This is a genomic window from Pseudescherichia vulneris (assembly GCF_902164725.1).
Taxonomy (GTDB): domain Bacteria; phylum Pseudomonadota; class Gammaproteobacteria; order Enterobacterales; family Enterobacteriaceae; genus Pseudescherichia; species Pseudescherichia vulneris.
In genome coordinates this window covers 3,745,617-3,771,748 of record NZ_LR607338.1, presented here as the reverse complement: position 1 = coordinate 3,771,748, position 26,132 = coordinate 3,745,617, and the positions used below count along the sequence as shown (strand labels likewise).

Annotated in this window: 22 protein-coding genes; 7 read left to right on the top strand and 15 right to left on the bottom strand. The window is 58.5% G+C overall.

Annotated elements, in window-relative coordinates; genetic code table 11:
- The first annotated feature begins 300 nt into the window (after positions 1 to 300).
- Positions 301 to 1,650, top strand: coding sequence for an NCS2 family permease (locus tag FN633_RS15660; protein WP_154058347.1), 1,350 nt, complete (start codon positions 301 to 303; stop codon positions 1,648 to 1,650).
- 163 nt (positions 1,651 to 1,813) lie between these two features.
- Positions 1,814 to 3,460 carry a Na+/H+ antiporter gene (locus FN633_RS15655; RefSeq protein ID WP_154058346.1) on the top strand — a complete coding sequence of 549 codons (1,647 nt, stop codon included), beginning with the start codon at positions 1,814 to 1,816 and terminating at the stop codon, positions 3,458 to 3,460.
- Between the two features lie 60 nt (positions 3,461 to 3,520).
- Here the strand turns inward: FN633_RS15655 and FN633_RS15650 are convergent, their stop codons facing one another.
- Entirely contained in the window at positions 3,521 to 4,435 is a 915-nt protein-coding gene (locus FN633_RS15650) for a LysR family transcriptional regulator (RefSeq protein WP_154058345.1), read from the bottom strand.
- Positions 4,436 to 4,538: 103 nt separating this feature from the next.
- Between FN633_RS15650 and FN633_RS15645 the strand changes: the two genes are divergently transcribed.
- Positions 4,539 to 4,946 (top strand): CidA/LrgA family protein, encoded by a 408-nt coding sequence (locus FN633_RS15645; RefSeq protein ID WP_042388807.1) that lies wholly within the window; start codon positions 4,539 to 4,541, stop codon positions 4,944 to 4,946.
- A complete protein-coding gene (locus tag FN633_RS15640; RefSeq protein WP_154058344.1) occupies positions 4,943 to 5,632 on the top strand; it encodes an LrgB family protein in 690 nt (229 codons plus the stop codon). The genes FN633_RS15645 and FN633_RS15640 overlap by 4 nt, the downstream gene beginning before the upstream one ends.
- A 15-nt stretch (positions 5,633 to 5,647) precedes the next feature.
- Here FN633_RS15640 and FN633_RS15635 read toward each other — a convergent pair whose 3' ends face one another.
- The 4 genes from FN633_RS15635 to acs all read right to left on the bottom strand — a co-directional run bounded on the left by FN633_RS15635 (position 5,648) and on the right by acs (position 11,044).
- Complete coding sequence (locus tag FN633_RS15635; RefSeq protein WP_154058343.1) at positions 5,648 to 6,937, bottom strand: Gfo/Idh/MocA family protein; 1,290 nt, start codon at positions 6,935 to 6,937, stop codon at positions 5,648 to 5,650.
- Between the two features lie 106 nt (positions 6,938 to 7,043).
- Positions 7,044 to 8,693 carry a cation/acetate symporter ActP gene (gene actP / locus FN633_RS15630; protein WP_154058342.1) on the bottom strand — a complete coding sequence of 550 codons (1,650 nt, stop codon included), beginning with the start codon at positions 8,691 to 8,693 and terminating at the stop codon, positions 7,044 to 7,046.
- A complete protein-coding gene (locus tag FN633_RS15625) occupies positions 8,690 to 9,004 on the bottom strand; it encodes a DUF485 domain-containing protein (protein ID WP_154058341.1) in 315 nt (104 codons plus the stop codon). Before FN633_RS15625 ends, actP begins: the two co-directional genes overlap by 4 nt.
- 81 nt (positions 9,005 to 9,085) lie before the next feature.
- Positions 9,086 to 11,044: an acetate--CoA ligase gene (acs, locus tag FN633_RS15620; protein WP_154058340.1), complete on the bottom strand. Its 1,959-nt coding sequence runs from the start codon at positions 11,042 to 11,044 to the stop codon at positions 9,086 to 9,088.
- A gap of 414 nt (positions 11,045 to 11,458) precedes the next feature.
- Here acs and gltP point away from each other — a divergent pair, with 414 nt between their 5' ends.
- On the top strand, positions 11,459 to 12,772 hold the full coding sequence (gene gltP / locus FN633_RS15615) for a glutamate/aspartate:proton symporter GltP (protein WP_042388792.1): 1,314 nt from the start codon (positions 11,459 to 11,461) through the stop codon (positions 12,770 to 12,772).
- 137 nt (positions 12,773 to 12,909) lie between these two features.
- On the opposite strand, the gene FN633_RS15610 is transcribed toward gltP, so the two are convergent.
- Positions 12,910 to 13,044: a Hok/Gef family protein gene (locus FN633_RS15610; RefSeq protein ID WP_208674135.1), complete on the bottom strand. Its 135-nt coding sequence runs from the start codon at positions 13,042 to 13,044 to the stop codon at positions 12,910 to 12,912.
- Between the two features lie 379 nt (positions 13,045 to 13,423).
- Positions 13,424 to 15,571, bottom strand: coding sequence for a formate dehydrogenase subunit alpha (gene fdhF, locus FN633_RS15605; RefSeq protein ID WP_154058339.1), 2,148 nt, complete (start codon positions 15,569 to 15,571; stop codon positions 13,424 to 13,426).
- Between the two features lie 271 nt (positions 15,572 to 15,842).
- Here fdhF and FN633_RS15600 point away from each other — a divergent pair, with 271 nt between their 5' ends.
- Positions 15,843 to 16,574 (top strand): response regulator, encoded by a 732-nt coding sequence (locus tag FN633_RS15600; RefSeq protein ID WP_154058970.1) that lies wholly within the window; start codon positions 15,843 to 15,845, stop codon positions 16,572 to 16,574.
- Here the strand turns inward: FN633_RS15600 and FN633_RS15595 are convergent.
- The 6 genes from FN633_RS15595 to FN633_RS15570 are packed head-to-tail and all read right to left on the bottom strand — an operon-like array spanning position 16,553 to position 22,684.
- Positions 16,553 to 17,578: a carbohydrate kinase family protein gene (locus tag FN633_RS15595; protein WP_154058338.1), complete on the bottom strand. Its 1,026-nt coding sequence runs from the start codon at positions 17,576 to 17,578 to the stop codon at positions 16,553 to 16,555. The genes FN633_RS15600 and FN633_RS15595 overlap by 22 nt on opposite strands.
- A complete protein-coding gene (locus tag FN633_RS15590) occupies positions 17,575 to 18,435 on the bottom strand; it encodes a ketose 1,6-bisphosphate aldolase (protein WP_154058337.1) in 861 nt (286 codons plus the stop codon). Before FN633_RS15590 ends, FN633_RS15595 begins: the two co-directional genes overlap by 4 nt.
- Positions 18,436 to 18,449: 14 nt before the next feature.
- Positions 18,450 to 19,145 carry a D-lyxose/D-mannose isomerase gene (locus FN633_RS15585; RefSeq protein ID WP_154058336.1) on the bottom strand — a complete coding sequence of 232 codons (696 nt, stop codon included), beginning with the start codon at positions 19,143 to 19,145 and terminating at the stop codon, positions 18,450 to 18,452.
- A 55-nt stretch (positions 19,146 to 19,200) separates the two neighbouring features.
- Positions 19,201 to 20,142 carry an ABC transporter substrate-binding protein gene (locus tag FN633_RS15580; protein WP_154058335.1) on the bottom strand — a complete coding sequence of 314 codons (942 nt, stop codon included), beginning with the start codon at positions 20,140 to 20,142 and terminating at the stop codon, positions 19,201 to 19,203.
- Between the two features lie 30 nt (positions 20,143 to 20,172).
- The gene (locus FN633_RS15575) at positions 20,173 to 21,180 is read right to left on the bottom strand and encodes an ABC transporter permease subunit (protein WP_154058334.1); all 1,008 of its coding nucleotides are present in this window, start codon (positions 21,178 to 21,180) and stop codon (positions 20,173 to 20,175) included.
- A complete protein-coding gene (locus FN633_RS15570) occupies positions 21,173 to 22,684 on the bottom strand; it encodes a sugar ABC transporter ATP-binding protein (protein WP_154058333.1) in 1,512 nt (503 codons plus the stop codon). The genes FN633_RS15575 and FN633_RS15570 overlap by 8 nt, the downstream gene beginning before the upstream one ends.
- A gap of 114 nt (positions 22,685 to 22,798) precedes the next feature.
- Here FN633_RS15570 and FN633_RS15560 point away from each other — a divergent pair, with 114 nt between their 5' ends.
- Positions 22,799 to 25,081, top strand: coding sequence for an ATP-binding protein (locus FN633_RS15560; protein WP_154058332.1), 2,283 nt, complete (start codon positions 22,799 to 22,801; stop codon positions 25,079 to 25,081).
- Here the strand turns inward: FN633_RS15560 and FN633_RS15555 are convergent, their stop codons facing one another.
- Positions 25,082 to 25,450, bottom strand: a complete 369-nt coding sequence (locus FN633_RS15555) for a phosphonate C-P lyase system protein PhnH (protein WP_042388773.1) — start codon at positions 25,448 to 25,450, stop codon at positions 25,082 to 25,084.
- 118 nt (positions 25,451 to 25,568) lie between these two features.
- Positions 25,569 to 25,904, bottom strand: a complete 336-nt coding sequence (locus tag FN633_RS15550; protein WP_154058331.1) for a zinc ribbon domain-containing protein YjdM — start codon at positions 25,902 to 25,904, stop codon at positions 25,569 to 25,571.
- Positions 25,905 to 26,132: the final 228 nt, after the last annotated feature.

Genomic DNA, 26,132 nt, shown 5'->3' with positions numbered 1-26,132 from the left:
CTGGTCAAAAATGTTGCCGGGTTGCGCATAGACGATAACGTTTGCGCATCCTCTGTTTGGTTTTTCGCCGTCATAAGGGAAATTTAGTAAAAACCGGTAAAGTTAAGTTGAAATACCCCCTGTGAAGGCTAGATAATCGTTTGCCTTTTTTTACAGCCGTTTTGTTTGCGCGGAGTTAAACGTTTGCTTTTTGTGGCTCTGCTTAGCCACAACCTGTTTCGGAAAGATGACGTTTAACGGGCAGTGGATTGTCCACCACGCTAAACAACGAAAAATAAAACTCTTCAGGGGATGTTTTCTATGTCTACGCCTTCAGCGCGTACCGGCGGTTCGCTTGACGCCTGGTTTAAAATTTCTGCTCGTGGCAGCACCGTCCGTCAGGAAATGGTCGCCGGGTTAACCACCTTCCTTGCGATGGTCTACTCCGTGATCGTCGTTCCTGGCATGTTAGGAAAAGCGGGTTTCCCACCTGCAGCGGTGTTCGTTGCTACCTGTCTGGTGGCCGGGGTAGGCTCTATCGTCATGGGACTGTGGGCAAACCTGCCGCTGGCGATTGGCTGTGCCATCTCACTGACCGCCTTTACCGCCTTCAGCCTGGTGCTGGGCCAGCAGATCAGCGTTCCGGTCGCTCTTGGCGCAGTGTTCCTGATGGGCGTCCTGTTTACCGTGATCTCCGCTACCGGCATTCGTAGCTGGATCCTGCGCAACCTGCCGCAGGGCGTGGCGCACGGTACCGGGATCGGTATCGGCCTGTTCCTGCTGCTGATTGCCGCCAACGGCGTTGGCCTGGTAGTGAAAAACCCAATTGAAGGGCTGCCGGTGGCACTGGGCAACTTCGACAGCTTCCCGGTGATCATGTCTCTGATTGGCCTGGCAGTGATTATTGGCCTGGAGAAGCTGAAGGTGCCGGGCGGCATTCTGCTGACCATCATTGGCGTGTCGATTGTGGGCCTGATTTTCGATCCGACCGTACACTTCTCCGGCATTTTCGCCATGCCGTCGCTGAGCGACGATCAAGGCAACTCGCTGATCGGTAGCCTGGACATCGTTGGCGCGCTGAATCCGCTGGTGCTGCCAAGCGTGCTGGCGCTGGTGATGACAGCGGTGTTTGATGCCACCGGGACTATCCGCGCGGTAGCCGGTCAGGCAAACCTGCTGGATAAAGACGGCCAGATTATCGACGGCGGCAAAGCGCTGACCACCGACTCCTTGAGCAGCGTCTTCTCCGGTCTGGTGGGCGCAGCCCCGGCAGCGGTTTATATCGAATCGGCGGCCGGTACGGCGGCGGGCGGTAAAACTGGCCTGACGGCGATTACCGTTGGCGTGCTGTTCCTGTTGATCCTGTTCCTTTCCCCACTCTCCTACCTGGTCCCGGCCTACGCCACGGCCCCGGCACTGATGTACGTTGGCCTGCTGATGCTCAGCAACGTGGCTAAAATCGACTTTGCCGATTTTGTTGATGCGATGGCTGGTCTGATCACCGCCGTCTTTATCGTGCTGACCTGTAACATTGTTACCGGCATCATGATCGGCTTCGCCTCACTGGTGATTGGCCGCATCGTCTCTGGCGAATGGCGTCGTCTGAATATCGGCACGGTGGTGATCGCCATTGCGCTGGTGGCCTTCTACGCGGGCGGCTGGGCAATTTAAGCCTCTCTGCGCCTATAAATGGGTGGCTTAGGCCGCCCATTTTTATTTTTTAAGGCACATCTTGTTTCCTTTGCGTTAGCCTGCATGTTCTATTATGAGAGGCATGATGCCTCGTCATCGTTCGTCACCTCTCGATATAAAAAACATCGCAAACAGGGAACGCATGGAAATCTTCTTTACCATTCTCATCATGACCCTTGTGGTCTCTCTCTCCGGCGTCATCACGCGCGTTTTACCGTTCCAGATCCCGCTGCCGCTGATGCAGATTGCCATCGGCGCAATGCTGGCGCTGCCGACGTTTGGCCTGCACGTTGAGTTCGATCCCGAACTCTTTCTGGTGCTGTTCATTCCACCACTGCTGTTCGCCGACGGTTGGAAAACGCCGACGCGGGAGTTCCTCGAACACGGGCGGGAGATCCTCGGTCTGGCGCTGGCGCTGGTGCTGGTCACCGTCGTAGGCATCGGCTTTCTTATCTACTGGATCGTACCGGGTATTCCGCTGGTGCCGGCCTTAGCGCTGGCGGCCGTGCTCTCCCCGACCGACGCCGTGGCGCTCTCCGGCATCGTTGGAGAAGGACGCATCCCGAAAAAAATCATGGGCATTCTGCAGGGTGAAGCGTTAATGAACGACGCCTCCGGCCTGGTTTCGCTGAAGTTTGCCGTCGCGGTGGCGATGGGCACGATGGTGTTTACCGTCGGCGGGGCCTCGGTAGAGTTCCTTAAGGTGGCGGTAGGCGGTATCCTGGCAGGCTTCATCGTGAGCTGGCTGTACGGTCGCTCGCTGCGCTTCCTCAGCCGCTGGGGCGGCGATGAGCCAGCAACGCAGATCGTGCTGCTGTTCCTGCTGCCGTTTGCCTCCTACCTGATTGCAGAACACATTGGCTTCTCGGGTATTCTGGCCGCCGTGGCTGCAGGGATGACCATCACCCGCTCCGGGGTGATGCGCCGTGCGCCGCTGGCGATGCGCCTGCGGGCCAACAGCACCTGGGCGATGCTGGAGTTTGTGTTTAACGGCATGGTGTTCCTGCTGCTGGGTCTGCAACTGCCGGGGATCCTCGAGTCCTCTCTGGTAGCCGCCGAGGCCGACCCCAACGTCGAAACCTGGATGCTGTTTACCGACATCGTGCTGATCTATGCTGCGCTGATGCTGGTGCGTTTCGGCTGGCTGTGGACCATGAAAAAATTCAGTCAGCGCTTCTTAACCAAGAAGCCGATGGAGTTCGGCTCGTGGACCACCCGCGAGCTGCTGATCGCCTCTTTCGCCGGGGTGCGCGGGGCCATTACCCTCGCGGGCGTGCTCTCTATCCCGCTGCTTCTGCCGGACGGTAACGTCTTCCCAGCCCGCTACGAGCTGGTGTTCCTCGCTGCCGGTGTGATCCTCTTCTCGCTGTTTGTTGGCGTGGTGATGCTGCCGATGCTGCTCCAGCATATGGAAGTGGGCGATCATGCCCAGCAGGCCAAAGAGGAACGTTTAGCGCGTTCGGTCACTGCCGATGTCGCGATTGTGGCGATCCAGAAGATGCAGGAGCGTCTGGCGGCCAGCAGCGAAGAGAATATCGATGACCAGCTGTTGACCGAGGTAAGTTCACGAGTGATCGGTAACCTGCGCCGCCGGGCCGATGGGCGTAATAACGCCGAGGGATCGATGCAGGAAGAGAACCTTGAGCGTCGTTTCCGTCTGGCCGCGCTGCGCTCCGAGCGCGCCGAGCTGTATCACCTGCGGGCAACGCGGCAGATCAGCAACGAGACGATGCAGAAGCTGCTGCACGATCTCGACCTGCTGGAAGCGCTGCTGATAGAAAATAAGTGATTGGATCGCCCGGTGGCGCTGTGCTGACCGGGCCTACAGGTTCGTAATTCGTAGGCCGGGTCAGGCGAGGCCGCCACCCGGCGTTTCCAGGTTCGGCGGTAACCAGAACCCCTCGCAGCACGCCAGCCATGCCTGGGCACTGTGCGACAGATAGACCCCTTCCCGCCAGATCATTCCCAGCTGCCACTGCAAATCGCTCTGCAAAGGGATCCAACGCAGCGTCTGCTTGTCCAGCCGCTGACAGATAGGCTCCGGCAAAATCGCAATCCCCACCCCCGCCTGCACCATCGCCGCCAGAAAATCCCACTGGCCGCTGCGCACGGCAATGCGCGGCTTCACATCATGCCGGTTGAAGAGCTGCATCAGCTGCTGGCTGAGGGCAAAATCCTCGTTGTAGATCAGCAGCGGATGGTCGGCCAGCATCTCAGGGGAGACCGCCTCGCACTTCAGCCAGTCGCCGGATCGGGGAACCAGCACGCACAGCGGATGACTAAATAAGGGGAGGGTGGTCAGGGCGCTCTCCTCCTCTACCGGCAGCGCCGTCATCGCCAGATCCAGCTCGCCGTTCATTACCGCCTGCTGGACCGTTAAGCCGCCAAACTCGGCGATTTTCAGCTCCACGCCGGGATGGCGCTGGCGAAACAGGCTGATGGGGCCAGCCATCAGCATCCCCACCATGGGCGGTATGCCCAGCCGCAGCACCCCTTTGTTGAGATGCTGAATATCGTCCAGCTCGGCCTCCAGCTGGCGAAATTCGCCAAGGATAGCCTGGCCACGTTCAAACACCACCCGACCGGTATCGGTGAGCAGCAGCCTGCGTCCGTCGCGGATCAGCAGGGTCGTGTTCAGCTCATCCTCCAGGTTTTTTAGCATCTTGCTGATCGTGGGCTGGGTGACGAACAGCCGCTCCGCTGCGCGGGTGAAACTCTGCTGGCGCACGACCTCCACAAAATAGCGCAGCGTTCTGATGTCCATGACTATTCCTTTCAACTATGCATGCGATGAGTTTAATTCATTTCAACCCGCTGTAGTGGCTCTCTATACTGTGTCTCCGATCACATTTCATGGATACACCCTAATGGACGTGGCGTTAAGCCGTGTTACGCCTGCTCTCCTGCGCCGATTACAAATCCCGCTGCAGGTGCTGCTCTATGCCGGACTCTTTGTCATGGCCCAGCACCTTGTGCAATGGCTCAGCCTACCGCTGCCCGCTAACCTGGTGGGCATGATTATTCTGCTCGCGCTGGTGACGTGCCGCATTGTTCCCCTCAAATGGGTGCGGGCCGGAGCAAGCTGGCTGCTGGCAGAGATGCTGCTCTTTTTTGTACCTGCGGTGGTGGCGGTAGTGAATTACGCCCAGCTGCTGCTGATCGACGGCTGGCGTATTTTCGCCGTCATCGCCCTCAGCACGCTGATGGTTCTCGGGGCAACGGCCTGGGTGGTGGATAAAGTCTACCGCTATGAACTTCGCAGGCAGCGGCCATGAGTGATTTTCAAATGGGTCTGCTCTGTCTGGCCGTCACGCTACTCATCTACTTTGCCAATAAAAGGCTCTATCGCCGCTTTCGCACGCTGCCGCTGATGCCGCTGGTCTGCACGCCGATTGTGCTGGTGCTGATGCTGGTGTTCGGTCATATCTCCTATCAGAACTACATGGGCGAGGCGCACTGGCTGCTGTGGCTGCTCGGTCCGGCAACCATCGCCTTTGCGGTGCCGGTCTATGACAACCTGCCGATGATCAAGCGTCACTGGATGTCGCTCACCGCCGGAACAATCACCGCGACGGTGGTGGCGGTGACCAGCTCGGTATGGCTGGCGCGTCTGTTCACTCTACCGGATGAGATCCAGCGCAGCCTGGCGGTGCGTTCGGTTACTACACCCTTTGCGCTGGCCGCCGCCGGACCGCTGGGAGGCCAGCCGGATCTGGTGGCGCTGTTTGTGGTGGTCACGGGTGTCTTCGGGATGGCGGTGGGGGATATGCTGTTTCTGCGACTCGCCATTCGGGAAGGCATGGCGAAAGGGGCTGGCTTTGGCGCGGCCTCGCACGGGGCGGGGACGGCGCGATCCTACGAGCTGGGCCAGCAGGAGGGCGTTGTTGCCAGCCTGGTAATGATGCTCTCCGGCGTGGTGATGGTGCTTATTGCGCCGCTGGTCGCACGGATCATGTTCTGACCAGCGGCGTGGGCTCTACTTCAATCGGGCGACCAGCTCAAATTCGCGGAAGTTAACCGGGCGCTGCTGCTGCATGGAGATATTCCCGGCAATGCCGGTGAGGATCGACATCGCGCCCGCCCGGTGATCGGCGGCGCGCTTGAGCGGATCGTCCCCCGGTTCGCCGAACAGATCCGCCAGCATAGCGTTATCTCCGCCGCCGTGGCCGCCTTCGCCAACGGTGAACTCCGCCTTCCACGGCGCGGCAAACATCGGGAAAACCGTGATGTCGCACCCTTCCAGGCTACCCTCATTCTCGCGTGCGCCGCCAGCGTTAACGTAGGACTTCTCCACCAGCTTCATCTCCAGCCGTCCCGCGCTGCCGTTAAACACTACGTTCAGCCCCTCCCAGGGCAGGTAGGCATTTAGGGAGTAGGTGAGCTGCACCTGGTTCTGGTACTTCACCAGCACCGACATGGTGTCTTCAATCGTAATCCCGTCGCTAAACACGCTCTGGTCGCGGAAGTAGTTATCCTCATGTTCGGCATCGAGGTAGAGCGCTTTCAGCTGGGCGTTGTCGGCCATCTGTAATGCAAAGGGATCCGCTTTTGCCTGCTCATAGCCGTGAGCGCGAGGATAGAACTGCGTGACGCCGCGCCGCTCGGCATTCTCTTTCCCGTAGAAGCGCAGCCCGCCCTCGGCGTAGACGCGCTCGGGATAGCTCCCCAGCCAGAAGTTCATCAGGTCAAAGTGGTGAGTCGATTTATGCACCAGCAGGCCGCCGCTGTTGCGCTTCTCCCGGTGCCAGCGGCGGAAGTAGTCCGCGCCGTGTTCGGTATTGAGCAGCCACTCAAAATGGACGGAGTAGACCTCGCCAATCGTACCGTTCATCAGCAGTTCGCGTACCTTGCTGTGGTGCGGAGCGTAACGATAGTTAAAGGCCACGCGTACGCTGCGGCCCGTCTCTTCGATAGCATTGAGGATACGCAGGGCGCGTTGCTCATCAATGGTCATCGGCTTTTCGGTGATGACGTCGCACCCGGCCCGCAGCGCCCGCACGATATAGTCATCGTGGGTGCGATCCATGGTAGTGACAATAATTGTATCCGGACGCGTTTCGCGGATCATCTCTGCAAACTGCTCTGCTTTCCAGGTGGATACCGGCTCGCTATCGCTGCTTTGTAACAGCTGATTGGCATAGTCCATCCGCGTCTGGTTGGTATCGCAGAAAGCCACCAGCTGCGCCGTTTCGTGCCACTGACCGCCAATCGCGGAGATGTACAGTCCGGCCCGACCACCGGTTCCGACAAGGGCATATCGCTTCATCGTATCCTCTCGTATTAAAACAACGTTTCAAATAGATTGGTATACTGTATCGCGACTGTAAGAAGAGAACTGTGATCCCCGGCCAGAATGGCCGGGGAGAGGGGGGTTAATGTGCGCGGCCCTGATCGATACCCAGCCCGGTTTGCGAGCGGATAAACTGGGCACGGAATTTCTCACGCTCCAGGTTACCCTCCGGTGAGTTATCGGTGGCGGAGAAGACCCAGATACCGATAAACGCCACGGCGATAGAGAAGAGCGCCGGGTACTCGTACGGGAAGATCGCCTTCTCATGGCCAAGGATCTGTACCCAGATAGTCGGGCCAAGCACCATCAGCACTATCGCTGTCAACAGACCCAGCCAGCCGCCGATCATAGCGCCACGGGTGGTGAGCTTCGACCAGTACATAGAGAGCAGAATGATAGGGAAGTTGCAGCTGGCGGCAATAGAGAAGGCCAGTCCCACCATAAAGGCGATGTTCTGGTTCTCAAACAGAATGCCGAGCAGGATAGCGACGACGCCCAGCACCAGCACGGTGATTTTCGATACTCTCAACTCGTCGCGCTCGGAGGCACCTTTGCGGAAGACGTTAGCATAGAGATCGTGCGAGACCGCCGATGCCCCGGCCAGCGTCAGCCCGGCTACCACGGCCAGAATGGTGGCAAAGGCCACGGCAGAGATGAAGCCCAGGAAGAGATTCCCGCCTACCGCGTTGGCCAGATGCACCGCCGCCATGTTGTTGCCGCCGATCAGCGCGCCCGCCGCATCTTTAAACGCCGGGTTAGCCCCGACCAGCATGATCGCGCCAAAGCCGATAATAAAGGTCAGGATGTAGAAGTAGCCCATAAATCCGGTGGCGTAGAAGACGCTCTTTCGTGCTTCGCGGGCGTCGCTAACGGTAAAGAAGCGCATCAGGATATGCGGCAGCCCGGCAGTACCGAACATCAAACCTAAGCCGAGGGAGAGGGCCGAGATCGGATCCTTCACTAGCCCGCCAGGACTCATGATGGCTGCCCCTTTTGGATGCACCGCCATCGCCTCGCTGAACAGGTTATTGAAACTGAAGCCGACGTGCTTCATCACCATAAAGGCCATAAAGCTGGCCCCGAACAGCAACAGCACTGCCTTGATGATCTGTACCCAAGTGGTGGCCAGCATGCCGCCGAACAGCACGTACATCACCATCAGCACGCCCACCAGCACCACCGCAATGTGATAGTTGAGGCCGAACAGCAGCTGGATCAGCTTGCCTGCGCCGACCATCTGGGCAATCAGATAGAGCGCGACCACCACCAGCGAGCCGCAGGCGGAGAGAATGCGGATCGGCCCCTGCTTCAGGCGGTAGGAGGCGACGTCGGCAAAGGTAAAGCGTCCAAGGTTACGCAGACGTTCGGCAATCAAAAACAGAATGATCGGCCAGCCAACGAGGAAGCCAAGCGAGTAGATGAGTCCGTCGTAGCCAGAGGTATAGACCAGCGCCGAAATGCCGAGGAACGAGGCGGCGGACATGAAGTCACCCGCGATCGCCAGCCCGTTCTGGAAGCCAGTAATATTGCCACCTGCGGTGTAGTAATCATTACGCGAGCGTACGCGTTTTGAGGCCCAGTAGGTGATGTAGAGCGTCAATAATACGAAGATCAAGAACATGATGATCGCCTGCCAGTTGGTTGGCTGGCGTTGTACCGCACCGGAGATAGCATCGGCTGCATTCGCAGCAAAAGGAAGCGTGGCGGCAAGCGCCGTCAGAAGACGTTTCATGATGCTTTTACCTCGCGCAGAACGGCCTTGTTGAGTCGGTCGAACTCCCCGTTAGCGCGCCATACATAGACGCCGGTCAGCAGGAACGAAATGACAATGACACCGATGCCGATGGGAATACCGCGCGTCACGCTGGTTCCCGCGTGGAGTGGGGTACCGAGCCACTGCGGCGCAAAGGCGATCAGTAGAATAAAGCCGACATAGATAATCAGCATGATGATGGAAAGGATAAAGGCAAACCGTTGCCGTTTCTCGACGAGCTCCCTGTAGTGCGCACTATTCTCTATCTGCTGACAAATATCGTTATTCATCACAGAGTCTCCAGACGTATTTTGTAGGGGAGGGTTTTTATTATTCCCTCTCCCATGCGGGAGAGGGTGAGGATGGAATCGTTACGACGGCATGGTGATACCCTGCTTCTCTTCGAGCAGTTTTTCTACCACGCCCGGATCGGCCAGCGTTGAGGTATCCCCGAGGTTGCTGGTGTCCCCTGCGGCAATCTTGCGCAGAATACGACGCATGATTTTGCCGGATCGCGTTTTCGGCAGTGAGTCGGTCCAGTGCAGCACGTCCGGCGTAGCCAGCGGGCCGATCTCTTTGCGTACCCAGTTGCGCACTTCGGTGTAGAGCGCCGGGGACGGCTCTTCGCCGTGGTTCAGCGTGACGTAGGCATAGATCGCCTGGCCTTTAATGTTGTGGGGGATGCCCACTACCGCCGCTTCCGCGATTTTCGGATGCGAGACCAGGGCGGATTCAATCTCCGCCGTGCCGAGGCGATGGCCGGAGACGTTGAGCACGTCGTCCACCCGGCCAGTGATCCAGTAGTAGCCGTCCTCGTCGCGTCGCGCACCGTCGCCGCTGAAGTACATATTTTTAAAGGTCGAGAAGTAGGTCTGCTCGAAGCGCTCATGATCGCCAAACAGCGTACGCGCCTGTCCTGGCCACGAGTCGAGTATCGCCAGGTTGCCTTCGGTGGCACCTTCCAGTGGCGTACCTTCGTTATCCACCAGCGCAGGCTGAACCCCAAAGAAGGGGCGGGTCGCAGAGCCCGCTTTCAGCTCGGTTGCGCCCGGTAGCGGGGCGATCATGAAGCCTCCGGTTTCGGTTTGCCACCAGGTGTCGATGACCGGGCACTTCTCATTACCGATCTTCTTCCAGTACCACTCCCAGGCTTCGGGGTTGATCGGTTCACCCACCGAGCCGAGGATGCGCAGCGACGAGCGGTCGGTACCGTCAATTGCCTTGTCGCCTTCCGCCATCAGAGCGCGGATCGCCGTCGGCGCGGTATAAAGAATATTAACCTGGTGCTTATCGACCACCTGCGCCATGCGCGCCGGAGTAGGCCAGTTTGGTACGCCCTCAAACATCAGGGTCGTTGCTCCGCAGGCCAGCGGGCCGTAGAGCAGATAGCTATGACCAGTGACCCAGCCAACGTCGGCGGTGCACCAGTAGATGTCGCCCGGATGATAATCAAAGACATACTTAAAGGTGGTGGCCGCGTAGACCAGATAGCCGCCGGTGGTGTGCAGCACCCCTTTTGGCTTACCGGTGGAGCCGGAGGTATAGAGGATAAAGAGCGGATCCTCCGCATTCATCTCTACCGGCTGGTGCTCGCTGCTGGCCTGCGCCATCACGTCGCTCCACCAGAGATCGCGCCCCTCCTGCCACTCAATATTGCCCCCGGTACGCTTGAATACCACCACGTGTTCAATAGTGGTTACGTTGGGGTTTTTCAGCGCATCGTCGACGTTCTTTTTCAGCGGGATGCTGCGCCCGGCACGTACGCCCTCGTCGGCGGTGATCACCAGCCGCGAGCTGGAGTCGATAATACGTCCGGCTACCGCTTCCGGTGAGAAGCCGCCAAAGATTACGGAGTGAATAGCACCGATGCGTGCGCAGGCGAGCATCGCCACCGCCGCTTCCGGCACCATCGGCATATAGATCGCTACCACGTCGCCTTTTTTGATGCCCTGCGCCAGCAGGACGTTGGCGAAGCGGCAGACGTCGGCGTGCAGTTCGCGCCAGGAGATATGTTTGCTCTGCTGGGCGTCATCGCCCTCCCAGATAATGGCCGTCTGGTCACCGCGCTCGGCCAGGTGCCTGTCGAGGCAGTTGGCGGCCAGGTTGAGCGTGCCATCCTCATACCATTTAATAGAGACGTTGCCCGGCGCGAAGGAGGTATTTTTTACCTTCTGATAAGGCCGGATCCAGTCAAGAATTTTGCCCTCTTCACCCCAGAAGGTGTCAGGATCGCTGACGGACTGCTGATATTTCGCCTCATACTGCTCCGGGTTAATCAGGCAATTTTCCGCGATATTGGCGGGAACAGAGTGTTTATGTATTTGGCTCATGGCTTTTGTTCTCCTTGTAAGATGTTAAGGATATGTCACGGAAACGTTAAGGGAAGAGTGAAGCACGGCTTTGTTTACTTTTTGGGCGGAAGATCACGCATTGTTTGAATGGTTGAAAATTCAGCAAATGAATCTTTGAAGGGAAATAATCACTACTGTTGATGTTTGCAGGCAGCGTAATGAAAAGCTTATCCATAACATATAGTTATGCATTAAGTGTGGGATAAAAGTCGCTTCTTATGCACTTTCGCAGTGAAAGACCCTCATCTTAAAGGGTTGCACTTGATACCATGCAAATGGTACTGATAATGCGCGTTAAAAAACCCCGCTTTACTAAGCAACGCTAATCACACCCCTTTCAGTATGTATCGCTCCGGTACACGGAATGGTGCTTCATTGAGGACGTCTGTAGTTATGAAAAATGTGAAAGTCAGCCTGGCCTGGCAGATTTTGCTGGCCCTTGTGCTGGGTATTCTTCTGGGTAGTTTCCTGCATTACCAAAGCGATAGCCGCGAGTGGCTGATTGCAAACCTGCTCTCACCGGCGGGCGATATCTTTATCCACCTGATCAAGATGATTGTGGTTCCGATTGTGATCTCCACGCTGGTTGTGGGCATTGCAGGCGTGGGCGACGCGAAGCAGCTTGGCCGTATCGGTGTCAAAACGATTCTCTATTTTGAAATCATCACTACCGTTGCCATCGTGCTGGGTATCACGCTGGCTAACGTGTTCCAGCCGGGGGCGGGCATTGATATGACGCAGCTGGCAACGGTGGATATTTCAAAATATCAGAGCACCACGGCGGAAGTGCAGAGCCATGCCCACGGGCTGATGGGCACCATCCTCTCGCTGGTTCCGACGAATATCGTCGCCTCTATGGCGAAGGGCGACATGCTGCCGATCATCTTCTTCTCGGTGCTGTTTGGCCTCGGATTGTCGTCTCTGCCTGCCGCACACCGCGATCCGCTGGTGACCGTGTTCCGCTCTATTTCAGAGACCATGTTTAAAGTCACCCATATGGTGATGCGCTATGCGCCGATTGGTGTGTTCGCTCTCATCTCGGTGACGGTAGCCAACTTCGGCTTTGCCTCGCTGTGGCCGCTCGCCAAGCTGGTGATCCTTGTCTACGTGGCGATCCTGTTCTTTGCGCTGGTGGTGCTGGGCGCGGTGGCGCGGATGTGCAAGCTGAGCATCTGGACGCTGATCCGCATCCTGAAGGACGAGCTGATCCTGGCCTACTCAACTGCCAGCTCCGAGAGCGTTCTGCCGCGTATTATTGAGAAGATGGAGGCCTACGGTGCGCCAGCGTCCATCACCAGCTTCGTGGTGCCGACCGGCTACTCCTTTAACCTCGATGGCTCCACGCTCTATCAGAGTATCGCCGCTATCTTTATCGCCCAGCTTTACGGCATTGACCTCTCTCTCGGCCAGGAGATCATCCTGGTGCTAACGCTGATGGTGACCTCGAAAGGCATCGCTGGCGTACCGGGCGTGTCGTTTGTGGTGCTGCTGGCGACCCTGGGCAGCGTGGGGATCCCGCTGGAAGGGCTGGCGTTTATCGCAGGCGTTGACCGTATCCTCGATATGGCCCGTACCGCGCTGAACGTGGTGGGTAACGCGCTGGCGGTGCTGGTGATTGCCAAGTGGGAACGCAAGTTCGACAGCCAAAAAGCGCTGGCCTACGAGCGTGAGACCTTAGGCAAGTTTAAAAAGACTGCCAATCAGTAATAGTTTATCAGTAATAAAAAACCCGCCGAGGCGGGTTTTTTATTATTCACATGGCGTGAATGTATTTATAAGAATTATAAAAGGGTGCATTAAGGACACAACGCTAACAATATGGTCGGGTTACCCCGCCCGTTGAGTTAGCCTGCTGTACAGGCTAATTTAGCCGCCACCTCCTGACGATCGTTTTTTATATTAAACTCGCAAAGCCTTCCGCGGTTAATTAAGGAAAAAGTCAGAATTGTTAGACAAACCACTAACAGAATGGCTAACAACTATTTCAATGGCGTCATGCCTTTTACTCCTTGCAAAAAAAAGGGTAAGAGGCTACTCTCAACCTGCTAGGGTTGTGTGAGAGTAGCCCCCGAGTTAATGGAAACATTGCTCGGGGCCTTCAACTCTCTGTCCACCACACTCTCAAGGTTGTTCGGAATAACACTGAGCGTGCTTAAGACAGAAAGCCTTAAGCACCCACCGGCAATGATATCGCCTTCAGGTTAAAAGAAAAGGGAAATAGCAATGTAATTCCATTGAGGTAATTACATTCTTCTGCGATGTGGTTCACGCTGCGCTATTAATAATTAATTGAATGAATATAATTAGGCTGTAATAACGGCCTCTTACTCGAGGCCGTTATTAATTAGCACAACTATTTTAACCTAATGCACTCTCCCGCAGTCGGGATTTAAGCTTGTTATACTCGTCGATGACGTACCGCTCGGCTGCCTGCTGATCGTCAATTGCCTCCACGCGTATGGCGCAGTACTTATACTCCGGCGTTTTGGTTATCGGACTCAGGTTCTCCGTGACCAGCTCGTTACAGGCTCCAATCCACCACTGGTAGGTCATGTAGACCGCGCCCTGGTTCGGACGGTCGCTGACCTGCGCCCGGGTGATGATTCTTCCCTTGCGCGAGTTGACCCATACCAGCGCCTCATCTTCGATGCCCAGCCGGGCGGCGTCAGCGGTATTGATCTGAGCATAGCCCGGCTCATCAGCCAGCGCGGCCAGCGCCGCACAGTTGCCGGTCATTGAGCGGCAGGAGTAGTGGCCCACCTCACGCACCGTAGAGAGCACCATCGGGTAGTCATCGGTGAGCTTATCAATAGGGGCAACCCAGTCGCAGGTAAAGAACTTCGCCAGCCCGGTGTCGGTATCAAACTTCTCTTTAAAGAGGTATGACGTCCCCTGGTCAGCGTCCGACTCATCGCGGCATGGCCATTGAATGTAGCCCAGCTCGCCCATTTTCTCGTAGGTGGCACCGTAGAAGTCCGGGCAGAGGTGGCGCAGCTCGTCCCAAATCTCCTGGGTATTGTTGTAGTGCATGGGGTAGCCCATCCGCGTGGCGATCTCGCTGATAATCTGCCAGTCGGTTTTCAGATCCCACTGGGGTTCCACCGCCTTGAAGAAGCGCTGGAAGCCGCGATCCGCCGCCGTATAGACGCCCTCATGCTCACCCCACGATGTTGACGGTAAAATCACATCCGCCGCCGCCGCGGTTTTGGTCATAAAGATATCCTGCACGATGACCAGCTCAAGGTCCTCAAACCCTTTGCGCACCGCCGAAAGCTCGGCATCGGTCTGCAGCGGGTCCTCGCCCATGATATAGGCCGCCCGCACTTCACCATGCGCCGCCCGATGCGGCAGCTCGCTGATGCGGTAGCCGGTATGGGCCGGCAGGCTCTCTACGCCCCAGGCGCGGGCGAATTTTTCCCGGTTTGCCGGATCGCTGATGTACTGGTAGCCCGGATAGGTGTCCGGTAGCGCGCCCATATCACACGCCCCCTGCACGTTGTTCTGCCCGCGTACCGGGTTGACGCCGACGTGCGCCTTGCCCAGGTTGCCGGTGAGCATCGCCAGGCTGGTGAGAGAACGTACGGACTCTACCCCTTGGTAGAACTGGGTCACGCCCATACCCCACAGGATTGATGCCGTTTTCGCCCCGGCATAGAGCCGCGCGGCCTGGCGGATCGCCTGAGCGCTAACGCCGGTAATATCCTCGACGGACTCTGGCGTGTAGCCTTCAACAATTTTGCAGTACTCTTCAAAGCCCTGGGTGCGGTTCGCCACGAACGCCGCGTCGTAGAGCTTCTCTTCAACAATGACATGCCCAAGGGCGTTGAGCAGCGCGATGTTCGAGCCGTTCTTCAACGCAAGGTGCATATCGGCAATGCGCGCGGTTTCGATTTTGCGCGGATCGCAGACAATAATTTTCGCCCCGTTACGCTTCGCACGGATCACATGATTGGCGACGATAGGGTGGGAATCTGCCGGGTTATAGCCAAAGATAAAGACTAAATCCGTGTTATCAATTTCCGTGATGGCATTACTCATTGCGCCATTACCGACCGACTGGTGCAGACCTGCAACCGAGGGGCCGTGTCAGACGCGTGCGCAGCAGTCGACGTTATTGGTGCCAATAACGGCGCGCGCAAATTTCTGCATCACATAGTTGGTTTCGTTGCCGGTGCCGCGCGACGAGCCGGTGGTCTGGATCGCGTCCGGACCATATTTCTCTTTGATTGCGCTTAGGCGGTCGGCGACGTAGTTCAGCGCTTCGTCCCAGGAGACCGCTTCCAGCTTGCCGCCGCGCTGGCGACGGATCATAGGTGTTTTCAGACGCGGGGTGAGGATCTGGGTATCGTTGATAAAATCCCAGCCGTAGTAGCCTTTCAGGCACAGGGTTCCCTGATTGGTTTTCCCCTGCGCCGCCTCCGCGCGAACGATTTTTCCGTTATCCACCACGAGGTTGATCTTGCAACCTGAGGCGCAGTACGGGCAAACCGTGACGACTTTTTTCATCGCTTCTGCTCCAGTTAAACACAGCGCGCTTTTGCGCTCCTGGCCCCACTATGCATCTTGCATGCCATATTGTTATTGTGGGCATTGGCAGGTATGACGGGCAAGTGCGCAGCAAAACCCTGACGAAAAACAGGGCATCGACACATTTGACGTGTCGAAAAGCGAAGGGGTGTGACAGCGGTTAAAGATCCAGCACGTCGCGGTGTGATTTGCTGCCGATCCTCACCAGAATGGCTAACACTTAGGCATGTCTCTCTGACGGGCGTAGATGATGAAACCGGCAATTCTGATAGTGGATGATGATGCGGCAGTCTGCGAACTCTTGCAGGACGTGCTTAACGAGCATGTCTTTGCCGTGCACGTCTGTCATAGCGGCCGGGAGGCGCTGACGCTTGCCGCAGAGCAACCCGAAATCGCACTGGTGCTGCTGGATATGGTGCTGCCGGACACTAATGGGCTGATGGTGCTGCAACAGCTGCAGCGCGTGCGGCCAGCGCTGCCGGTGGTGATGCTCACCGGGCTGGGCAGCGAGTCGGACGTGGTGGTGGGCCTTGAAATGGGCGCGGACGACTATATTGCCAAACCCTTTAACCCCCGCGTAGTGGTGGCCCGTCTGAAGGCGGTGCTGCGGCGCACCGGTGCGCTGGCGGCGGAGGTGTCGGTAGTCAAAGGGGCGGATATGGCGTTTAACGGCTGGAGCCTGAATACGACCCGCTGTGAGCTGCACGATCCGCACGGCCAGCTGACGCCGCTCACCCAGGGCGAGTATGGTCTGCTGCTGGCGCTGATGCAGAATGCGCGGCGGGTGCTGAACCGCGAACAGCTGCTGGCCCTCACCCATAGCGAAAGCATGGACGTTTTTGACCGCACCATTGACGTACTGATTATGCGGCTACGGCGTAAAATCGAGCTCAACCCGCATCAGCCTGCGCTGATTAAAACTATCCGTGGCCTGGGCTACGTGTTCGCTGCCGACGTGGTTCATAACGAGATCGCGGCCTGAGCATTATCGCGGATAAACGCCCGATGCTCGTCCAGGGATTTTGCGCCGTCGATGGCGTTGGCGGCCAGCAGGCTGGCCCTGGCGCAGACGTGGGCAAGCTGAATACTCTCCAGTAGCGGCCACGCTTCATGGCAGCCATAAAGGAACCCGGCGCAGAACGCATCTCCCGCACCCACGCTACCGACGATCTCCTCCTGCGCAAGGTGCCAGGAGGGGATCCAGATGCCCGGCGTCTGCGGCGTTTGTCCCCACGCCCCTTCGGGACAGTGGATCACCACCCGCTGCTTCACGCCTACGGCTAACAGCTGTGACGCCGCCTGGGCGATATGCTCGATATGCGGCTCGCCGTTTTCGTGGCGGATCGCCAGCTCGCTAAACTCGCCTGCCTCCAGCTCGTTGATCACCAGATAGTCCAGATGCTTCAGGGCCGGGTTAACCAGTGGACGGTAGCGGGGATCGCCTTTGCGCGACACCAGATCCAGCGAGGTTTCAAAGCCCAGGCTGTGCATCTGGGCCAGCAGCCGGGCGCTGCGGGTGCCAAACTCGTCGTCCGGCATATCCAGGCTGTCCAGCAGCAGCAGGTAGCCGAGATGGAAAATTTTCATGCTGTTATCAAGGCGATCGAAGGCGGGCAGATCCAGCAGGCGGTTGGCACCGGGAGAGTGGAAAAAGGTACGCTGGCCACTGGGATCGGTCATCACCTGCGACATGGAGGTAGGGGCAAAGGTGGTGCGCTGCACATGCTGGCGGTTGACGTGGTACTGCTCCAGCATCGCCATAATGTAGTCGCCGTCGTTATCTTCACCCACCAGCCCCACCGCCTGTAGCGGCAGACCGGTACGCATCTTCGCCAGCGTCAGCAGAACATTCAGCGGCGCGCCGCCGGTGGAGCGTTCGCTGTGGACGATTTCTGCCAGCCAGCCGCGCTCCGGCCACTGCACGATCTGGTGGACGTGATCCACCAGCATATTGCCCGCCGCGATGATGCCTCTGCGAGCCATCAGATTTTCCCCTCGCTGCCGAAGATGCGCATCTGCTCAGCAACAATATCGGTGATTGCCTGCTCAATGCTGAGCATCAGCTCGGCGAACTCGTCGTAGATCTGATCGCGCGCGGTCATGCTTTTGTCCACTGCGGCCAGGGCAGCCTGCGACATACCGGTATAGAAGTTGATTTTATGAATGCCCAGGCTGATGGCGCGACGGAAGTCCGCGTCGCTAATGCCGGAGCCGCCGTGCAGCACCAGCGGCAGGGCGGTCTGCTGGCGAATCGCCTCCAGACGGGTAAAATCGAGCTTCGGCTCACCTTTGTATTTGCCATGGGCGTTACCGATCGCCACGGCCAGCGCATCGATGCCGGTTCGGTCGACAAAGTCCCGGGCCTTTTCCGGATCGGTAAAGAACGCCTCGTCGGCATGGCCGTACAGCGCTCCGCCTTCGTCACCGCCTACCGCCCCCAGCTCGCCCTCAACCGAGACGCCAACCGCGTGGCACATCTTCACCACCTCCCGCGTCTGACGCACGTTCTCTTCATAGTCCAGCGTTGAGCCGTCAAACATCACGGAGGTAAAACCGAGGCGCAGCGCCTGCACGACCGCCTCAAAGTGCAGGCCGTGATCGAGGTTAAGCACCACCGGAATATCGTGCCGGGCAGCCTCATACTTCACCGCCTCTACCAGCGTATCCAGCGACAGGTACTTAAAGTGCACTTCGGCAATGTTGATGATAAACGGCGAGCGCTGCTGTTTTGCGGCGGCAAACAGCGCCCGCAAAAAGTGGGTATCCAGGACGTTAAAGGCACCCAGCGCATACTGATGCACACGGGCATGTTTCAGACCTTCGGCGAGAGAGATCAGCGGCATTGCAGCCTCCTTGTTTAGGGAACCGGGTAAAGAAATAGGGAATATTCGTTACAGAGCACCAGCTGGGCGGGCTCATCTTCTTCAATGCTGTTGTAGCGATCGCGCGGCTGCAGGAAGTGGTTGTCATGGTCATCGTCATTGACGGAGGAGACCTCGCCCACCAGCACGTCGCCAAAGCCGTGTTCGCCCCAGAAGCTGTGATACAGCCCCGGCGGCAGGCAGATACTCTCTCCGGGGGCCAGGCGCAGCTGGCTGCCCGCCGTATGCGTCTGTAAACAGCCGTCGATGGCCACCGTCACGTCGGTCTGTTCGGTCTGCTGGTCGGCTCCGGCGTTCCACAGCTCGATAATCAAGTTACCGCCGCCGCGGTTAATAATGTCTTCGCGCTTGCGCCAGTGAAAATGCATGGGGGTCAGCTGGCCGTCACGGACGTGCATGATCTTTTCCGCATAGCTTTTGGGCCATGGCGTACCGCCGGGAGAGCCATTGCGCAGGGTAAATAGCGTCAGTCCCTGCGCCGCAAAGTTCGCTCCGCCAAAAGCGGTCACGTCCCAGCCCAGCCGGAGATCAAACACTTCCTGCCAGGCATCGGCAGGCAGCTGCCGCCAGCGGGCCGGGGCGAAGCTGGCAAACGCTGGCAGGTGCACGTCATGCATAGAGAAAAACTGCCGCGTGTGGCCAAGGATTTCGTTAATCGCGGAGCGTTTCATATACGGGCCTCCAGAGGCATAGGCCGGGTAAGCGCAGCGCTACCCGGCGTTTACGTTATTTAACCGTCCAGCCTTTGTAGTTCGCCACGCTCTGCTTATCGATCATCGTGACCGGGATCAGCACCGGCTCTTTCGGCGCGGGTTTGCCCTGCAGGATGTCATAGCCAATCTCCACCGCCTTCGCCGCCATTACCTGCGGGTCCTGGGCCGGGGTCGCCACGAACAGGGAGTTCTCACGCTTCAGCGCCTCTTCCCCGTCCGGCGAGCCATCTACGCCAACGATAAAGAACTCGCTCCGCTGGGCCTGCTTCGCAGCAAGATCGGCCCCAATCGCCGTAGGATCGTTAATGGCGAATACGCCGTCGATCTTCGGATTGGCTGCCAGCAGGGAGGTCATGATCTCCAGGCCACCTTCGCGACTGCCTTTGGCGTTCTGGTTCCAGGAGAGCACCTTGATGCCAGGGTGACGTTTGAACTCGGTCTGGCAGCCCTCAACGCGGTTCTGCACCGCTGAGACCGGCGGCCCGTTGATGATCACCACGTCACCTTTGCCTTTCAGGCGATCGGTGATGTACTTACAGGCGATTTCGCCTGCCTGGGTGTTATCGGAGGTGATGGTTGCGTCAGCGCCCTCAGCCGCCACGTCAACCGCCACCACCACGATCCCAGCCTCTTTAGCGCGCTTCACCGCCGGGCCGATGCCTTTAGAGTCCGCCGCGTTGAGAATGATCATGTCGACCTTCGCAGCAATAAAGTTATCGATCTGCGACACCTGCTGGCCGAGATCGTAGCCGCTGGAGACGAGAGTCACCTTGACGTTATCCCCGGCCAGCTTGCGCGCCTCCAGCTCTGCGCCCTTGGTGATCTGGACAAAGAACGGGTTCGCCAGATCGCCCACCGTCACGCCGATGGACTTCAGATCTTTGGCCTGCGCAAACGGCGTTGCGGCAAGCAGCGCGCCAGCACAGAGCGCGGTAACTAAGGGTTTCAAACGCATATTTTGTTCCTTATCTGTAGGGTATTGTTGTTATGCACTTTGATGGTGACGGGTACGGTATTTATCGATTAGCACCGCAATGATGATCACCGCTCCTTTGATCACCAGCTGCCAGAAGTAGGAGACGCCCATCAGCGTCATGCCGTTGTTGAGGGTGGCGATAATCAGCGCCCCCACCAGCGTACCGGTGATGGTGCCAATGCCGCCGACAAAGCTGGTGCCGCCGAGGATCACCGCCGCGATAGCGTCCAGCTCGTAGCCGGTGCCAAGGTTGCCGTTGGCGCTGTAGAGGCGCGAGGCGCTCATCACCCCGCCGAGGCCGGAGAGCAGGCCGCTCATGCCGTAGACGAAGAGCAGCACCAGCCACACCTTGATCCCGGTCAGGCGCGCCGCCTGCATGTTGCCGCCAACGGCGTAGATGTGGACCCCGAGGGTGGTGCGGCGCAGGATAAACCAGCAGATCGCGATCACCACCAGGGCGATGACCACCAGCCATGGGATCGGGCCAAGGTAGTTATTACCAATCCACTCGAAGCTAATACTGGAGTTGATCACCGTGGTGCCGTCCGCCAGCAGGTAGGCCGCGCCGCGCAGGGCGGTATAGGTGCCGAGGGTGACAATAAATGGCGGCAGCCCGGCAAAGGCCACCAGCGCGCCATTAAACAGCCCCAGCACCAGGCCGAGCATCAGCGCCGCCGGAATCGACAGCATCGACAGCTCTGGGATCAGCGAGACGACCATTGCCGCCACGGCGGTGGTGCCCAGTATCGAGCCCACCGACAGGTCAATGCCGCCGGTTAAGATAATGAAGGTCATCCCCGCCGCCAGCACGATGTTAATCGACGCCTGACGGGTGATATTGAGCAGGTTGCTCTCGGTAAAGAAATTAGGCGCAATAAACCCAAAGACGGCGACGATCAGGATCAGGATCGGCAGGATCCCGATCGTTTGCATCAGATCCCCCATCAGCATTTTCTTTGCCGACGCGGATTTCGCTACCTGCTGTGGGGTAGGTGCTAAGGTCTCTTTTTTAGCCATGGTGTACCGCCTCATCTACGCCGGTTGCCAGCGTCATTATATTTTCCTGGGTGATGTCTTCTCCGTGCAGCTCGCCGGCAAGGGTGCCTTCATGCATCACGTAGACGCGGTCGCTCATGCCAACCACTTCCGGCAGCTCGCTGGAGATCATCAGGATCGCCACGCCTTTGTGTGCCATTTGGTTCATGATCCGGTAGATCTCGCTTTTCGCCCCGACGTCGACGCCGCGCGTTGGCTCGTCGAGGATCAGAATGCGCGGATTGATGGCGACCCAGCGGGAGATCAGCAGCTTCTGTTGGTTACCGCCAGAGAGTCCCCCCGCCCGAACCTGCGCGTGGGGAACGCGGATCTGCAAGAGTTGAATAGCGTCGTCGGAGATAGCCTGGGCCTTTTTGCGATCCAGCATGCCGTAGTTCGCATCGCGCTCCAGCGTCGCCATGGTGATATTTTCGGCAGCGGCCAGTTCAAGAAACAGCCCCTGCTCTTTACGGTTCTCGGTGAGAAAGCCAATGCCTAGATCGATAGCGGTACGCGGGGAGTGGATCACTACCGGCTCACCGTCAATCTCAATGACGCCACCGGTGGCGCGGCGCACGCCAAAAATCAGCTGCGCCAGCTCGGAGCGCCCCGCGCCGACCAGCCCCGCAAGGCCGACGATCTCCCCGGCGCGAACGTGCAGGCTGATAGGGTGAATTTTGCCGCCGTCGGTGAGGTTCTGCACGTTGAGGCGGGTTTCGCCAGGGGTAATATCGCGCTCTTTATTAAACAGGTCGCTGAGCGGGCGGCCCACCATCATGCGTACCAGCTCGGCCGCGTTCAGCTTGTCGCGCATCAAGCTGCCGACGTACTGCCCGTCACGCAGGACGCTGACGCGGTCGGAGAGTTCGTATACCTCGGCCATGCGGTGGCTGATATAGATAATCGCCATACCCTCATCGCGCAGGCGCAGGATCAGCTCAAACAGACGATGGGTTTCCCGGGAGGAGAGGGCGGCGGTGGGTTCATCCATCACCAGCACGCGGCTGTTGCGGTGCAGCGCCCGGGCGATCTCGACCTGCTGCTGCTCGGCAATGGTCAGCTTCATCACCAGATCGCTGGCCTTAAACTGCGCCCCGAGGCGGTTAATGACGCTCTGGGCTTGGCTAAGCATCTCTTTACGCTTAACCAGCCCACCGCTGGAGAGCTCGCTGCCGAGGAAAATGTTTTCGGCGACGGTGAGGTTCGGGGCGAGCTGCATCTCCTGGTAGATCAGGGTGATGCCAGCAGAGAGGGCATCCTTCGGGCCTTTGATGCTGTAGGGTTGGCCGTCGATCAGGATCTCACCGCTGGTGGCGGTATAGGCCCCAGCGAGGATCTTCATCAGCGTGCTTTTCCCCGCGCCGTTTTCCCCCATTAAGGCATGGATCTCACCAGGCCAGACCGTGAGATCCACACCCTTGAGCGCATAGAATTTGCCAAAGGCTTTGGCAATATTGCGCATTTCCAGTACCGGTGTCCTGCTCATGGCGGATCTCCTGCGAGGTGGGCGATATCAGCACTCCATCACAGGAACGTAAACGCAAAATGTCAGAAGCCGTTCATATTTGTCATATTGTGATTTTTCTTCCGGGAGCGTGATATGCCGCAGCAAGGAAGTCACTTTTTCGCCAGCGCGCGCGGGCGATTGCTCATCTTTAACCTGCTGGTGATGGTGGTGACGCTGATGGTCAGCGGCGCGGCGGTGCTGGGGTTTCGCCACGCCAGCCAGATCCAGGAGCTGGTGCAGCAGCAGACGCTGGACGATATGACCGGCAGTATGAACCTTGCGCGGGATACGGCGAACGTGGCGACGGCGGCGGTCAGGCTGTCGCAGGTGGTGGGCGCGCTGGAGTACCAAGGGGAAGCCGAGCGGCTGAAGGCGACCCAGGCGGCTCTGCAACGCTCGCTGGCGCAGCTGGCCCACGCGCCGCTGGCGCAAAGCGAGCAGCAGCTGGTGGCGCGCATCATTCAGCGCAGCACCGAGCTCCAGCACAGCGCAACGCAGATGCTGGAGCGGGGCCATCGCCGTCACCTGCAGCGTAACGCGCTGCTCAGCTCGCTCTACCAAAATCAGAGCTACCTGCATCAGATCCAGGGGATCATGCTGCGCGACGGCGGCAGCATGCCGGATGCGCGACTGCTGGATGAGATAGACCGCCTGATCGGCGCGGCGATCCAAACCCCTTCCCCGCGTCCAACGGTAGCGGCGCTGGATACCATTATGACGCAGCTGCCCGCGGGGGCGGGCTCACCCCTCATCAACACCGTGCTGGGCGACTTCACCGCCGAGCTGCGCAAGCTGGGACCGCTCTCCTTGCAGCTTGAGGAGAGCGATCTGGCGATCAGCTGGTACATGTACCATATCAAGGCGCTGGTGGCCTTTTTGAATACGGATATCAACCAGTACGTAGAATGCGTCGTGGACGTCTCCCTGCAGCGTATCGATCGAAGCCACCGGGAGCTGAGGTCTATCATCCTGTTTATTATCGCCTTTACCGTACTGGCGCTGGTGATCACCGGTTTTGCGGGCTGGTACATCTACCGGAACCTGGGGTCAAACCTGACGGCTATCTCCCGGGCGATGAGCCAGCTGGCGCGGGGGGAGCAGGATGTCTCGGTTCCGGCGCTACAGCGGCGGGATGAGCTGGGGGAGCTGGCGCGTGCGTTTAACGTCTTTGCCCGCAATACCGCCTCGCTGGAGCACACCTCCCGGCTGCTGCGAGAGAAGACAACCCAGATGGAGATTGACCGCACCGAACGGCAGGGGCTGGAGGAGGCGCTGCTGCACAGTCAGAAGATGAAAGCGGTGGGGCAGCTGACGGGCGGACTGGCGCATGATTTTAATAACCTGCTGGCGGTGATCATCGGCAGCCTGGAGCTGGTCAGCCCCGGTTCGCCGGATGCACCACGCATCAGCCGGGCGCTGAAGGCCGCCGAGCGAGGCGCGCTGCTCACCCAGCGCCTGCTGGCGTTTTCGCGCAAGCAGTCCCTGCACCCGCAGGCGGTGGCGATGCAGCCTCTGCTGGAAAACCTGAACGAGCTGCTGCGCCACTCTCTCCCTGCCACCCTGACGCTGGAGATTGAGGCGCAACAGCCGGCGTGGGCGGCGTGGATCGACGTTGGGCAGCTGGAGAACGCCCTGATCAACCTGGTGATGAACGCCCGCGACGCGATGGAGGGCAGGAGCGGCGTTATCCGCATCCGCACCTGGAACCAACGGGTCACGCGTAGCGATGGACGCCGCCAGGATATGGTGGCGCTGGAGGTGGCCGATACTGGCTGTGGCATGTCGCAGGAGATCAAAGCCCAGGTATTCGAACCCTTTTTTACCACCAAGCAGACCGGCAGCGGCAGCGGCCTTGGCCTGTCGATGGTGTATGGGTTTATTCGCCAGTCGGGCGGACGGGTAGAGATTGAGAGCGCGCCGGAGCAGGGGACGACGGTGCGGCTGCATCTGCCCCGCGCCTCGGAGCTGGCGCATGACGCGAGCGAGCCTGAGTCCATGCCCGATGGCGATAACACCGACCGGCTGATTCTGGTCCTCGAGGATGAGGCCGACGTGCGCCAGACGCTGTGTGAGCAACTGCATCAGCTCGGCTACCTGACGCTGGAGGCGGAAAACAGCGAGCAGGCGCTGGCGCTGCTGGACGCCGCGCCGGATATCGATTTTCTGCTGAGCGATCTGATGCTGCCGGGCAGGCTGAGCGGCGCGGAGGTCGTACAGTTTGCTCGCCAGCACTATCCCGGCCTGGCGCTGCTGCTGATCAGCGGTCAGGATCTGCGCCCGGCGGACAACCCGGCTCTGCCGGACGTTGAGCTGCTGCGTAAACCTTTTACCCGCGCCCAGCTGGCGCAGGCGCTACGAAAAGCGCAGGCGCGCTAATCAGCGGACTTCGATATGCGTGGTGCGGGGAATGGCCATCAGGCGTTCGCCGCAGGTCAGGAGCAGATCGACATCCGGTGAGAAGGGGGGCAGACGTTCGGTAAGCTCATGCACGATGCGCTCCGGCAGCTGAGGGGCAACCATGCGCTCATCGGCGATGCCGTTGCCGGTCAGACGCAGCATGCGCCCGCCGCTCAGGCTGGCAACCTGTAAAATCAGCGGGGCACGGCTGCTATCGGTTAACGTTAGCAGCACGCTGGCGAGATCGAGCGGCTGGCACTCATCGTTAAGCGGGCTGAAGGTGACAATGACCCCCGGCTCGCTCATGGCTTTAGATAGACGGCGAAAATGGTGTTGAGCACCCTGCATGGACGACCTCCGGTTAGAATCGTCCTATCCTGGCCGCCGAGTGTGACATTTAGGTTAAGTTACCATGACCGGATAATGAAGATAGCGCCAGCGCTGTCTGAAAATGGGGCGTCAGACGTTAATTCTTTTTAACGAATTCTGATTTAAGCTTCATCGGACCAAAGCCGTCGATTTTGCAATCGATATTATGATCGCCCTCAACGAGGCGAATATTTTTAACCTTGGTGCCGATCTTTAGCATTGAGGAGCTGCCTTTGACCTTGAGATCCTTAATTACCGTCACGCTGTCGCCATCTGCCAGCAGATTGCCGTTCGCATCTTTGACGATTAATTGATCGGTATCGGCTGCGGCTTCGCTTTCCGTCCATTCATAAGCACACTCCGGGCAGATAAGCAGGCCGTTATCTTCATAGGTATACTCGGATTGGCATTTTGGGCAGTGGGGAAGTGACATGTTACGCTCCTCGCAAGACTGGCAACGCGGACGCACGGCCCGCAAAACGCTCGGCAACAGGCCGAGAAAGGGGGCAATTATACACTAATACCTTACAGTTGTCGGTGCTATTATTTTTATGTAAAAGCAGAGAAAAATGTCTGGTCTTGACACAACCTGGCACAGCCGTAAGCGATGCTAGCGGTATGACGCAGGGGGAATAGGTTTATGTATGATATTTAGAATATT

Coding starts and splice junctions, on each gene's coding strand:
- FN633_RS15640 (WP_154058344.1), top strand. CDS start 4,943: ATGAGTGATTTTCAAATGGGTCTGCTCTGTCTGGCCGTCACGCTACTC.
- FN633_RS15575 (WP_154058334.1), bottom strand. CDS start 21,180: ATGGCTAAAAAAGAGACCTTAGCACCTACCCCACAGCAGGTAGCGAAA.
- FN633_RS15625 (WP_154058341.1), bottom strand. CDS start 9,004: ATGAATAACGATATTTGTCAGCAGATAGAGAATAGTGCGCACTACAGG.
- FN633_RS15570 (WP_154058333.1), bottom strand. CDS start 22,684: ATGAGCAGGACACCGGTACTGGAAATGCGCAATATTGCCAAAGCCTTT.
- FN633_RS15645 (WP_042388807.1), top strand. CDS start 4,539: ATGGACGTGGCGTTAAGCCGTGTTACGCCTGCTCTCCTGCGCCGATTA.
- FN633_RS15550 (WP_154058331.1), bottom strand. CDS start 25,904: ATGTCACTTCCCCACTGCCCAAAATGCCAATCCGAGTATACCTATGAA.
- FN633_RS15600 (WP_154058970.1), top strand. CDS start 15,843: ATGAAACCGGCAATTCTGATAGTGGATGATGATGCGGCAGTCTGCGAA.
- FN633_RS15590 (WP_154058337.1), bottom strand. CDS start 18,435: ATGCCGCTGATCTCTCTCGCCGAAGGTCTGAAACATGCCCGTGTGCAT.
- actP (WP_154058342.1), bottom strand. CDS start 8,693: ATGAAACGTCTTCTGACGGCGCTTGCCGCCACGCTTCCTTTTGCTGCG.
- FN633_RS15560 (WP_154058332.1), top strand. CDS start 22,799: ATGCCGCAGCAAGGAAGTCACTTTTTCGCCAGCGCGCGCGGGCGATTG.
- FN633_RS15655 (WP_154058346.1), top strand. CDS start 1,814: ATGGAAATCTTCTTTACCATTCTCATCATGACCCTTGTGGTCTCTCTC.
- FN633_RS15660 (WP_154058347.1), top strand. CDS start 301: ATGTCTACGCCTTCAGCGCGTACCGGCGGTTCGCTTGACGCCTGGTTT.
- acs (WP_154058340.1), bottom strand. CDS start 11,044: ATGAGCCAAATACATAAACACTCTGTTCCCGCCAATATCGCGGAAAAT.
- FN633_RS15555 (WP_042388773.1), bottom strand. CDS start 25,450: ATGCAGGGTGCTCAACACCATTTTCGCCGTCTATCTAAAGCCATGAGC.
- FN633_RS15580 (WP_154058335.1), bottom strand. CDS start 20,142: ATGCGTTTGAAACCCTTAGTTACCGCGCTCTGTGCTGGCGCGCTGCTT.
- FN633_RS15635 (WP_154058343.1), bottom strand. CDS start 6,937: ATGAAGCGATATGCCCTTGTCGGAACCGGTGGTCGGGCCGGACTGTAC.
- FN633_RS15585 (WP_154058336.1), bottom strand. CDS start 19,145: ATGAAACGCTCCGCGATTAACGAAATCCTTGGCCACACGCGGCAGTTT.
- FN633_RS15650 (WP_154058345.1), bottom strand. CDS start 4,435: ATGGACATCAGAACGCTGCGCTATTTTGTGGAGGTCGTGCGCCAGCAG.
- gltP (WP_042388792.1), top strand. CDS start 11,459: ATGAAAAATGTGAAAGTCAGCCTGGCCTGGCAGATTTTGCTGGCCCTT.